Source organism: Pseudomonas sp. GM33, from assembly GCF_000282295.1.
Taxonomy (GTDB): Bacteria; Pseudomonadota; Gammaproteobacteria; order Pseudomonadales; family Pseudomonadaceae; genus Aquipseudomonas; species Aquipseudomonas laurylsulfatiphila.
On the sequence record NZ_AKJO01000023.1, the window covers coordinates 18,213 to 28,657 of the forward strand.

8 protein-coding genes, 3 tRNA genes and 1 riboswitch are annotated in these 10,445 nt (G+C 59.4%); of the genes, 9 read left to right on the forward strand and 2 right to left on the reverse strand.

From position 1 onward, the window contains the following. The first annotated feature begins 4 nt into the window (after positions 1-4). The gene (gene astE, locus PMI26_RS25140) at positions 5-1,015 is read left to right on the forward strand and encodes a succinylglutamate desuccinylase (protein WP_007971031.1); all 1,011 of its coding nucleotides are present in this window, start codon (positions 5-7) and stop codon (positions 1,013-1,015) included. A gap of 128 nt (positions 1,016-1,143) precedes the next feature. Here astE and PMI26_RS25135 read toward each other — a convergent pair whose 3' ends face one another. After that, positions 1,144-1,653: a 6,7-dimethyl-8-ribityllumazine synthase gene (locus PMI26_RS25135; RefSeq protein ID WP_007971034.1), complete on the reverse strand. Its 510-nt coding sequence runs from the start codon at positions 1,651-1,653 to the stop codon at positions 1,144-1,146. Positions 1,654-1,757: 104 nt separating this feature from the next. Beyond that, positions 1,758-1,928: riboswitch (FMN riboswitch) on the reverse strand. A gap of 197 nt (positions 1,929-2,125) precedes the next feature. On the opposite strand from PMI26_RS25135, the gene ltaE reads away from it, so the two are divergent. From ltaE to PMI26_RS25100, 7 genes are all read left to right on the forward strand, one after another. After that, on the forward strand, positions 2,126-3,130 hold the full coding sequence (gene ltaE / locus PMI26_RS25130) for a low-specificity L-threonine aldolase (RefSeq protein ID WP_007971036.1): 1,005 nt from the start codon (positions 2,126-2,128) through the stop codon (positions 3,128-3,130). A gap of 146 nt (positions 3,131-3,276) precedes the next feature. Continuing rightward, positions 3,277-5,898 (forward strand): alanine--tRNA ligase, encoded by a 2,622-nt coding sequence (gene alaS, locus PMI26_RS25125; protein WP_007971039.1) that lies wholly within the window; start codon positions 3,277-3,279, stop codon positions 5,896-5,898. Positions 5,899-5,989: 91 nt separating this feature from the next. Next, positions 5,990-7,231: an aspartate kinase gene (locus PMI26_RS25120; protein WP_007971040.1), complete on the forward strand. Its 1,242-nt coding sequence runs from the start codon at positions 5,990-5,992 to the stop codon at positions 7,229-7,231. Between the two features lie 188 nt (positions 7,232-7,419). Continuing rightward, positions 7,420-7,608, forward strand: coding sequence for a carbon storage regulator CsrA (gene csrA, locus PMI26_RS25115; RefSeq protein WP_002554426.1), 189 nt, complete (start codon positions 7,420-7,422; stop codon positions 7,606-7,608). Between the two features lie 62 nt (positions 7,609-7,670). Further along, positions 7,671-7,761: transfer RNA gene (locus tag PMI26_RS25110), tRNA-Ser, on the forward strand. Between the two features lie 107 nt (positions 7,762-7,868). Further along, positions 7,869-7,945 (forward strand) — tRNA-Arg (locus tag PMI26_RS25105). 72 nt (positions 7,946-8,017) lie between these two features. Then, positions 8,018-8,094, forward strand: a tRNA-Arg gene (locus PMI26_RS25100). Between the two features lie 19 nt (positions 8,095-8,113). Here the strand turns inward: PMI26_RS25100 and PMI26_RS25095 are convergent. Beyond that, the gene (locus tag PMI26_RS25095) at positions 8,114-8,632 is read right to left on the reverse strand and encodes a hypothetical protein (RefSeq protein WP_007971041.1); all 519 of its coding nucleotides are present in this window, start codon (positions 8,630-8,632) and stop codon (positions 8,114-8,116) included. A 321-nt stretch (positions 8,633-8,953) separates the two neighbouring features. Here PMI26_RS25095 and mgtE point away from each other — a divergent pair, with 321 nt between their 5' ends. Next, the gene (gene mgtE / locus PMI26_RS25090) at positions 8,954-10,396 is read left to right on the forward strand and encodes a magnesium transporter (protein ID WP_007971042.1); all 1,443 of its coding nucleotides are present in this window, start codon (positions 8,954-8,956) and stop codon (positions 10,394-10,396) included. Positions 10,397-10,445: the final 49 nt, after the last annotated feature.

A 10,445-nucleotide genomic window follows, 5' to 3' on the forward strand; every position in this document is an offset into this window, starting at 1 on the left:
CTCTATGCTCGCCCTCGGCAAACTGCTTGAACTGACCCTCGCCGGCCGCGAACCGGCGGAGAAGACTCAACTGACTGTCGAAGGCGTGCGCATGCGCTGGTTGAGCGAAGGTGCGCTGGAAGTCCGGCCACCTGAAGCGCGTGACAATGGCCTGGACCTGCTGCTGTCGGCGGGGATCCACGGCAACGAAACAGCGCCGATCGAGTTGCTCGATCGCCTGTTGCACGACATTGCCCGCGGCGACCTGAAGCCGCGAGCACGTATTCTGTTCCTGTTCGGCAACCCCGAAGCGATTCGCAAAGGCGAGCGCTTTGTCGAGCAGGACGTCAATCGGCTGTTCAACGGCCGTCACGAACAAAGCAGCGGCTCCGAAGCCTTGCGCGCCTGTGAGCTGGAGCGTTTGGCGGCCAGTTTTTTCAGCCTGCCGGACCGTCAGCGCTTGCACTACGACCTGCATACGGCGATTCGCGGCTCGAAAATCGAGCAGTTCGCCCTGTACCCGTGGAAAGAAGACCGCCAGCATTCGCGCCAGGAACTGGCGCGCCTGCGTGCCGCCGGCATGGAAGCGGTGTTGTTGCAGAACAAGCCGTCCATCGTGTTCAGCGCCTACACCTACGACAAGCTCGGTGCCGAGGCCTTCACCCTGGAATTGGGCAAGGCGCGGCCGTTCGGGCAGAACGCCGGGGTCAACGTGTCGCTGCTGGAGGCGCGCCTCAAGCAGATCATTGAAGGCACCGAGCCGGAACTGACTGAAGCGGCACTGGACGGTTTGCAGCTGTACAGCGTGGCGCGGGAAATCATCAAGCACAGCGACAGCTTTCGCCTCAACCTGCCGGTGGACGTCGAGAACTTCTCGGAGCTGGAAGTGGGTTACCTGCTGGCGGAAGACATCGCCAACACCCGCTGGATCATCGAGGAGGAGGGCGCCCGGATCATCTTCCCGAACCCCAGGGTGAAGAATGGTTTGCGTGCCGGCATCCTGGTCGTGCCGACCACCGACGAAAACCTCGCCTGAGGCCAGCCTCTAACCTCTGTAGGAGCGAGCCTGCTCGCGATGGTCGTCAACGATTACGCGGGAAGCCTGGCTCCCCGCGGCGCTCTCGGGTTCATCGCGAGCAGGCTCGCTCCTACAAGGTTTTGTATTTAGATGGCTACCGCGCGCGGTTCAGTGCGGCGCAGCGCACGGATTTTCATCAGCGTATCCGCACAGGTCTTCGCCGCTTCCTGGCCTTTATGCACGAAATGCTCGAAGAAGAACTTCTGGTGCTCTTCGCCGGCATGGAAGTGGTGCGGGGTCAGGGACACCGAGAACACCGGCACTTCGGTTTCCAGTTGAACCTGCATCAGGCCGCTGACCACCGATTGGGCGACGAACTCGTGACGGTAGATCCCGCCGTCCACCACCAGGGCGGCCGCGACGATGCCGGCATAACGACCGGTCTTGGCCAGCAACTTGGCGTGCAGGGGCATTTCGAAGGCGCCGCCGACTTCGAAGAAGTCGATGTCGGACTCCTGATAACCCTGGGCAATCATTTCGGCGAGGAAACCTTTACGGCTCTGATCGACGATTTCCTTGTGCCAGCAGGCCTGGATGAACGCGACGCGCTCGCCGTGATGGTGTTTGCTTTTGCTGTCAATTGCGGTGGGTTGCATGTTCTGACTCCTGTTTGTGTGAAAAACAGGGCGTTATGAATCGAAGGGGATCTGAGGGTACGCCCGCTCGCACGAATGCCGGCGGTCGGCCCTCTAAATGTCAATCCCGTTCTCTCTTCATCCGGACTATGACCGTCGGCCCCGGGATCACACCGGGTCTGCTGACCTTGCTGTCAGGCACCGCCGAAGCCGTGCTGCCATCAAGCGCTCGCGGGCTATGCGCATTGCGCGCAATTACCGCCGGTGGGGAGTTGCACCCCGCCCTGAGAACGTTTTTTGCCGCCGGAATGTTTGGCGGCGCAGCGTTTTTATCACATATTTCCGATATGCGCATGACCCCTTTTGGATGATTGTCATCGACTTTTCCGTTGTTTTAATCGGCCTTTTCCTACGCAAGGGTTGATTAATCGTAGCCATGCCCGCAGTAATTCTTTCCTGAAAGGGATTTCCCCTGCTTACCGAGGCCAGATTCATGAGCGTTATCGATCTTCGCAGCGACACCGTCACCCAACCTTGCGCCGGCATGCTGGACGCGATGGCCAAAGCCGCCACCGGCGACGACGTGTATGGCGAAGATCCGACGGTCAATCAGCTGGAGGCCGAACTGGCCAAGCGCCTGGGGTTTGCCGCGGCGCTGTTCGTGCCGACCGGGACCATGAGCAATCTGCTGGGGTTGATGGCCCACTGCGAGCGCGGTGACGAGTACATCGTCGGCCAGCAGGCCCACACCTATAAGTACGAAGGTGGCGGCGCAGCGGTGCTCGGCTCGATCCAGCCGCAGCCGCTGGAAGTGCAGGCCGATGGCTCGCTGGACCTGGCACAGGTCGCGGCGGCGATCAAACCGGACGACTTCCACTTCGCCCGCACCCGCTTGCTGGCGCTGGAAAACACCATGCAGGGCAAGGTCCTGCCGCTGGAATACCTGGCCCGGGCGCGCAGCTTTACCCGCGAGCAGGGTTTGCAGCTGCACCTGGACGGCGCACGCCTGTACAACGCGGCAGTGAAGCTGGGTGTGGATGCCCGGGAAATCACCCGGTATTTCGATTCGGTCTCGGTGTGCCTGTCCAAAGGCCTGGGTGCACCGGTCGGTTCGGTGCTGTGCGGCTCGGTCGAGCTGATCGGCAAGGCGCGGCGCCTGCGCAAGATGGTCGGTGGCGGCATGCGTCAGGCCGGTATCCTCGCGGCGGCCGGCCTGTATGCGCTGGATCACAACGTTCAGCGCCTGGCCGATGACCATGCCAACGCGCAAGTGCTGGCCGAAGGCCTGCGTGCGGCGGGCTTCGAGGTCGAGCCGGTGCAGACCAATATGGTATATGTGCAGATGGGCGACCAGGCCGAAGCGCTCAAGGCCTTTGCCGCCGAGCGCGGGATCAGGCTCAGTGCGGCCGCGCGTCTGCGCATGGTCACGCACATGGATGTCAGCCGTGGGCAAATCGAGCAAGTCGTCGCGACATTCGTCGACTTTTCGCGCAAGTGATAGCGTTAGCGCTCCAATTGACCGTTTCTATCGTATAAACACGCTGTACCCCGCGCGCAGGGCCGATATAATGCGGCCCTTTGCCGTCGCTTCGTCTGTTGACGTTTCGAACAGGCCTTTGGCCGCAGCCTCCGTGGAAGAACCTAATGAAAAGCGCAGAAATCCGTGAAGCCTTCCTTCGCTTCTTCGAAGAGCAAGGCCACACCCGTGTAGCCTCCAGCTCTTTGATTCCGGGCAACGACCCAACCCTGCTATTCACCAACGCGGGGATGAACCAGTTCAAGGACTGCTTCCTGGGCCAGGAAAAACGCGCGTACACCCGCGCGGTCAGCAGCCAGAAATGCGTGCGCGCCGGCGGCAAGCACAACGACCTGGAAAACGTCGGTTATACCGCTCGTCACCACACCTTCTTCGAAATGCTGGGTAACTTCAGCTTTGGCGATTATTTCAAGCGTGATGCCATCAGCTACGCCTGGAACTTCCTGACTTCCGACAAGTGGCTGAACCTGCCGAAGGAAAAGCTCTGGGTCACCGTCTACGCCAGCGATGACGAGGCGTACGACATCTGGACCAAGGAAATCGGCGTTCCGGCCGAGCGCATGGTGCGCATCGGCGACAACAAAGGCGCGCCGTACGCTTCCGACAACTTCTGGACCATGGGCGATACCGGCCCGTGCGGTCCTTGCACCGAGATTTTCTACGATCACGGCGCCGACATCTGGGGCGGCCCACCGGGTTCGCCGGAAGAAGACGGCGACCGTTACATCGAGATCTGGAACAACGTGTTCATGCAGTTCAACCGCACCGCCGATGGCGTGTTGCACCCGCTGCCAGCGCCGTCGGTGGACACCGGCATGGGTCTGGAGCGGATCAGTGCCGTGCTGCAGCACGTTCACTCGAACTATGAAATCGACCTGTTCCAGAGCCTGCTGAGCGCGTCGGCCAAGGCCATCGGCTGCACCAACGACGCCCAGGCTTCGCTGAAAGTCGTGGCTGACCACATCCGTTCCTGCGGTTTCCTGATCGCCGACGGCGTGCTGCCGTCCAACGAAGGCCGCGGCTACGTGCTGCGCCGGATCATCCGTCGCGCCTGCCGTCACGGTAACAAGCTGGGCGCCAAGGGCAGCTTCTTCTACCAGATCGTCGCGGCCCTGGTCGCCGAGATGGGCGAGGCCTTCCCTGAGCTGAAATCCCAGCAGGCACACATCGAGCGCGTGCTGAAGGCCGAAGAAGAGCAATTCGCCAAGACCCTGGAGCAGGGCCTGAAGATCCTCGAGCAGGATCTGGCTGAACTCAAAGGCGACGTGGTGCCGGGCGACGTGGTGTTCAAACTCTACGACACCTACGGTTTCCCGATGGACCTGACCGGCGACATCGCTCGCGAGCGCAGCCTGACCATCGACGAAGAAGGTTTCGAGCGTGAGATGGAAGCCCAGCGCGTCCGTGCCCGTTCCGCCAGCTCCTTCGGCATGGACTACAACAGCCTGGTCAAGGTCGATGTGGACACCGAGTTCACCGGTTACACCGCTCACAGCGGTTCCGCCAAAATCGTTGCTCTCTATAAGGACGGGCAATCGGTTGACGTACTGAGCGAAGGCGAAGAGGGCGTGATCGTCCTCGATCAGACGCCGTTCTATGCGGAGTCCGGTGGCCAGATTGGTGATTGCGGCTTCCTGCAGGCCGGTGCTGCGCGTTTCGACGTGCGCGATACCACCAAGACCGGTGGTGCGTTCCTGCACCACGGCGTGCTGGATTCGGGCAGCCTGATCGTAGGTACTCCGGTGGAGGCACATGTCGACGCCGAAGTGCGTCACGCGACTTCGCTGAATCACTCGGCGACTCACTTGCTGCACGCTGCATTGCGCCAGGTACTGGGCGACCACGTTCAGCAGAAAGGTTCGTTGGTGGACAGTCAGCGCCTGCGCTTTGACTTCAGCCACTTTGAAGCGATCAAGCCTGAGCAACTGAAAGCGCTGGAAGAAATCGTCAACGCCGAGATTCGCAAGAATTCCGAGGTTGAAACCGAAGAAACCGATATCGAAACCGCCAAGCAGAAAGGCGCCATGGCGCTGTTCGGCGAGAAGTACGGCGATAGCGTGCGCGTACTGAGCATGGGGGATTTCTCCGTCGAACTGTGCGGCGGTATCCACGCCAACCGTACCGGCGACATCGGCCTGCTGAAAATCATCAGCGAAGGCGGTGTGGCATCGGGTGTGCGTCGTATTGAAGCCGTCACCGGTGCTGCGGCACTGGCTTACTTGAACGCGGCGGAAGAACAACTCAAGGAAGCGGCGAGCCTGGTCAAGGGCAGCCGCGACAACCTGATCGACAAGCTGTCGGCTGTGCTGGAGCGCAACCGTCTGCTGGAGAAGCAACTCGAGCAGTTGCAAGCCAAGGCTGCCAGTGCCGCGGGCGACGATCTGTCGGCCCAGGCGCAGGACGTCAAGGGTGTGAAAGTGCTGGCCGTGCGTCTGGACGGTCAGGATGGCAAGGCGCTGCTGGCGCTGGTCGATCAACTGAAAAACAAACTCGGCCGCGCAGTGATCCTGCTCGGCAGTGTCCATGAGGAAAAGGTCGTTCTGGTTGCAGGCGTAACCAAAGACCTGACTGGCCAACTCAAAGCCGGTGATTTGATGAAGCAAGCCGCTGCGGCAGTGGGCGGGAAGGGCGGTGGTCGTCCAGACATGGCGCAAGGCGGCGGTACCGACGCTGGCGCACTGGATGCGGCACTGGCGCTGACCGTTCCGTTTGTAGAGCAGGGTCTATAAGGCAGTGCTTGCGGCTCGTAGTCTAGTGGCGGGCCGCAACGCTGTTTGAGTGATTATTTGGGCGCCCTTCATGGGCAGAGGCGGCTTTGAAATGGCTTTGATCGTACAGAAATTTGGAGGCACCTCGGTCGGCACTGTCGAGAGAATCGAGCAGGTCGCCGACAAGGTTAAGAAATTCCGCGATGCCGGCGATGACCTGGTGGTTGTGCTGTCTGCAATGAGCGGCGAAACCAACCGTCTGATCGATCTGGCCAAGCAAATCAGTGGCGACGGCCAACCGGTTCCGCGCGAGCTGGACGTGATCGTCTCCACCGGTGAGCAGGTGACGATTGCCCTGTTGGCCATGGCGCTGATCAAGCGCGGCGTGCCGGCGGTGTCGTACACCGGCAACCAGGTGCGGATTCTGACGGATAGCGCGCACAATAAAGCGCGTATCTTGCAGATTGATGACCAGAAGATTCGCGGTGACCTGAAGGCAGGTCGTGTGGTGGTTGTCGCCGGTTTCCAGGGCGTCGACGAGCACGGCAACATCACCACCCTCGGTCGTGGCGGTTCCGACACCACCGGCGTGGCGCTGGCGGCGGCCCTGAAGGCTGACGAATGCCAGATCTACACCGACGTCGACGGCGTCTACACCACCGACCCGCGTGTGGTGTCCGTGGCCCAGCGCCTGGACAAGATCACCTTCGAAGAGATGCTGGAAATGGCCAGCCTCGGTTCCAAGGTGTTGCAGATCCGCGCGGTCGAGTTCGCCGGCAAGTACAACGTTCCGCTGCGCGTACTGCACAGCTTCAAGGAGGGTCCGGGCACCCTCATTACTATTGATGAAGAGGAAACCATGGAACAGCCGATCATTTCCGGTATCGCTTTCAACCGCGATGAAGCCAAGCTGACCATCCGTGGCGTGCCAGACATCCCGGGCGTTGCCTTCAAGATTCTTGGCCCGATCAGCGCCGCGAACATCGAAGTCGACATGATCGTGCAGAACGTCGCGCACGATAACACCACCGACTTCACCTTCACCGTGCACCGTAACGACTACCAGGCGGCGCAAGCCGTGCTGGAAAAAACCGCTGGCGAGCTGGGTGCCCGTGAAGTCGTGGGCGACACCAAGATCGCCAAGGTCTCGATCGTTGGCGTCGGCATGCGCTCTCACGCAGGCGTGGCCAGCCGCATGTTCGAATCCCTGGCCAAGGAAAGCATCAACATCCAGATGATCTCGACCTCGGAAATCAAAGTCTCCGTAGTGATCGAAGAGAAGTACCTGGAGCTGGCTGTGCGCGCTCTGCACACGGCTTTCGAACTGGACGCGCCGGCCCGCCAGGGCGAGTGATGCGTTTGCCAGAAGGCGCGGTCTGACCGCGCCTTTTGTTTTTTTGAATGGCGTGACCCCCGAGCCTGTTCTTTTGCTCGCGCTAGTCAATACTCAGGCATGTAGGGCTGCGACCGCTCCGGTTGTGGGTCGAGTGCCTTTTTTTTGCAGACTGTTGTCCCTGAAATGAAATGCGTGAGGAGAAAGGTATGCTGATTCTGACTCGTCGGTGTGCAGAAAGCCTGATTATCGGTGATGGCGAAATCACCGTGACCGTACTCGGCGTCAAAGGAAATCAAGTGCGCATCGGTGTTAATGCCCCCAAAGAGGTCGCTGTTCACCGGGAAGAAATCTACCTGCGTATCAAGAAAGAGAAGGACGAAGAACCAAGCCATTAATTTTTATCGTTTTTTATGTTTGCAAACGGGGAAGAAGCTGGTTAATATACGCCCCGTGTTGCGGAGAGCTGGCCGAGTGGCCGAAGGCGCTCCCCTGCTAAGGGAGTACACCTCAAAAGGGTGTCGGGGGTTCGAATCCCCCGTTCTCCGCCATTATTTGCTTAGTACGTTGTAATCTGGCTTTTTCGGTAAGTTGTTGAAATTACTAGAAAAAGTGTTTGACATAGAGATTAGACGGCCTATAATGCGCGGCAACAAATGCACTCGTAGCTCAGCTGGATAGAGTACTCGGCTACGAACCGAGCGGTCACAGGTTCGAATCCTGTCGAGTGCACCATTTAAGAGTCATCTGCAGTAATGTGAATGACTTGGCTTCAACCAGTTGTGATCTGGTCTAAAAACACAAATTGCACTCGTAGCTCAGCTGGATAGAGTACTCGGCTACGAACCGAGCGGTCACAGGTTCGAATCCTGTCGAGTGCACCATACAACAGAAAGCCCGCATTTAATGCGGGCTTTTTGCCGTCCGGGATTTGGCTTTTCCTTTCGTGCATCCCTTCTCATCGAACTCTACGTTTGCGCTACGACCTCGCTGAGTGTCGTAACGGTAGCTCGTGGCTGAATTGCGAATACTGATCCTGTCCGGCTTGCCGAGGGCGCTTTCGACGTCTTGCTGGCTCATGCCGGCGATCACACGCTGATGGATGATCGCTTCCCGGCGTTGCCTGGCAGTGATCAGGTTTCCGCACTTGTCCTGGGCCTTACCGACCACGGTCGGCTCTTTCCTTTGGATTTTCATTCCTGATGTTTCACGGGGTTCGGCTGGCGGCATAAGCGCCATCGTGCTGCCGGGTGTAAACGCACGGACATCCTGAAGTGAAGCGCTTTCCCCTGCGGCACAACTCAGTGTGGTGAAGGTAATGCGCCCATTGGCCGCCTCGCAGCGTTGAACGCTGGTGGCGAGCGCCAAGGGTGAGGGAGCAAGCAGGCTGAGCAGAAAGAAGAATTGCGGAGATGATGGCATCAGGCGTCCTCCATGACGTTCCTTTTCAAGGGTAGCGGCTACAATTTTCGAAGGGGCGTGTGTTTTCTTTTCAGAATACGTCGTCGCACTTTCACGGATCAGGACGATGCTCAGGTTTGTAGTGCAAGCGCTTGTTTCAGCCGAGATTTTTTAACGTTTAAAACCGTCAGGCGGTGTATCATTGCGCCCGTCAGCCCCGCCGGGGCTTGTGGAATACCTCCATGGACTTACCCAGTAGTTACTCAGTACCCCGTTTTACCAATCATGAATTGACTGATTGATCCTTCCGGCGTGCCCCGCTGCTGGGAGTGGAGTTCGCCTATGTCCGAAGTTGAAGTAAAGAAAACGCAGGAAAGCTTGCAGGATCGCCTGGCTCAGGTGGTTGAGTTGCTGCAGCGCCAGCGAGTGGTAGAAGACCTGACTCACCGCCAGGAAGGCCCGCATCATGACCGGGTCGAGAACCTGGTCCATCGGCAGAACCTCGTCGAGTTGCAACGCAAGCTCGATGATCTGCACTCCGCCGACGTCGCCTACATCCTTGAAGCCTTGCCGCTGGACGATCGTCTGACGCTCTGGCAACTGGTCAAGGCCGATCGCGACGGCGACATCCTCCTTGAAGTATCCGATTCGGTCCGTGAATCGCTGATCGCCGACATGGACGATCACGAGCTCCTGGCGGCCGCCAAGGACATGGATGCCGACGAACTCGCTGACCTGGCTTCCGAGCTGCCGCGAGACGTCGTCCATGAGCTCATGGAGACCCTCGACCAGCAACAACGCGAGCGTGTGCGTTCGGCACTGTCCTACGACGAGGAACAGGTCGGTGCATTGATGGACTTCGAGATGGTGACCATCCGCGAGGATGTCAGCCTTGAAGTGGTCCTGCGTTACCTGCGTCGCCTGAAAGAGCTGCCGGGCCACACCGACAAGCTGTTCGTGGTCGATTACGACGGCGTCCTCAAGGGCGTGTTGCCGATCAAGCGTTTGCTGGTCAACGATCCGGACAAACAGGTTTCCGAGGTGATGGCCAGCGATCCGGTGAGTTTCCACCCGGACGAAGACGCCTACGATGCCGCCCAGGCGTTCGAGCGTTACGACTTGATCTCCGCGCCCGTGGTCGACAAGAACGGCAAGCTGATCGGCCGTCTGACCATCGATGAAATGGTCGACCTGATCCGTGAAGAGAGCGAAAGCGAAGTTCTCAACATGGCGGGTCTGCGTGAAGAAGAAGACATTTTTGCGTCGGTCTGGAAATCCCTGCGCAACCGTTGGGCCTGGCTGGCGATCAACCTGATTACCGCGTTCGTGGCTTCCCGGGTCATCGGTTTGTTCGAGGGTTCGATCGAGAAGCTCGTGGCGCTGGCGGCGTTGATGCCGATCGTGGCGGGGATCGGTGGGAACTCGGGCAACCAGACCATCACCATGATTGTTCGTGCCATGGCGCTGGACCAGGTGAGCACCGGCAATACCTCGCGCCTGATGCGCAAGGAGTTGGCGGTCGCCTTGATCAATGGCGTGATATGGGGCGGGGTGATCGGTGTGGTCGCCTATCTACTGTATGGCAGTTGGTCGCTCGGCGTGGTGATGACCGCCGCGATGACGCTCAATCTGTTGCTGGCGGCGTTGATGGGGGTCTTGATTCCGATGACCCTGGCGAAGATGGGCCGCGATCCGGCGATGGGTGCCAGCGTGATGATTACGGCCATGACCGACAGCGGAGGCTTTTTCATCTTCCTCGGGCTGGCGACAATTTTCCTGCTCTGATCTCCTGTTTACTGAAAACCCGCCTTCTCAGGCTGTGTGAAAACACGCT

Coding starts and splice junctions, on each gene's coding strand:
- astE (WP_007971031.1), top strand. CDS start 5: ATGCTCGCCCTCGGCAAACTGCTTGAACTGACCCTCGCCGGCCGCGAA.
- PMI26_RS25135 (WP_007971034.1), bottom strand. CDS start 1,653: ATGCAACCCACCGCAATTGACAGCAAAAGCAAACACCATCACGGCGAG.
- ltaE (WP_007971036.1), top strand. CDS start 2,126: ATGAGCGTTATCGATCTTCGCAGCGACACCGTCACCCAACCTTGCGCC.
- alaS (WP_007971039.1), top strand. CDS start 3,277: ATGAAAAGCGCAGAAATCCGTGAAGCCTTCCTTCGCTTCTTCGAAGAG.
- PMI26_RS25120 (WP_007971040.1), top strand. CDS start 5,990: ATGGCTTTGATCGTACAGAAATTTGGAGGCACCTCGGTCGGCACTGTC.
- csrA (WP_002554426.1), top strand. CDS start 7,420: ATGCTGATTCTGACTCGTCGGTGTGCAGAAAGCCTGATTATCGGTGAT.
- PMI26_RS25095 (WP_007971041.1), bottom strand. CDS start 8,632: ATGCCATCATCTCCGCAATTCTTCTTTCTGCTCAGCCTGCTTGCTCCC.
- mgtE (WP_007971042.1), top strand. CDS start 8,954: ATGTCCGAAGTTGAAGTAAAGAAAACGCAGGAAAGCTTGCAGGATCGC.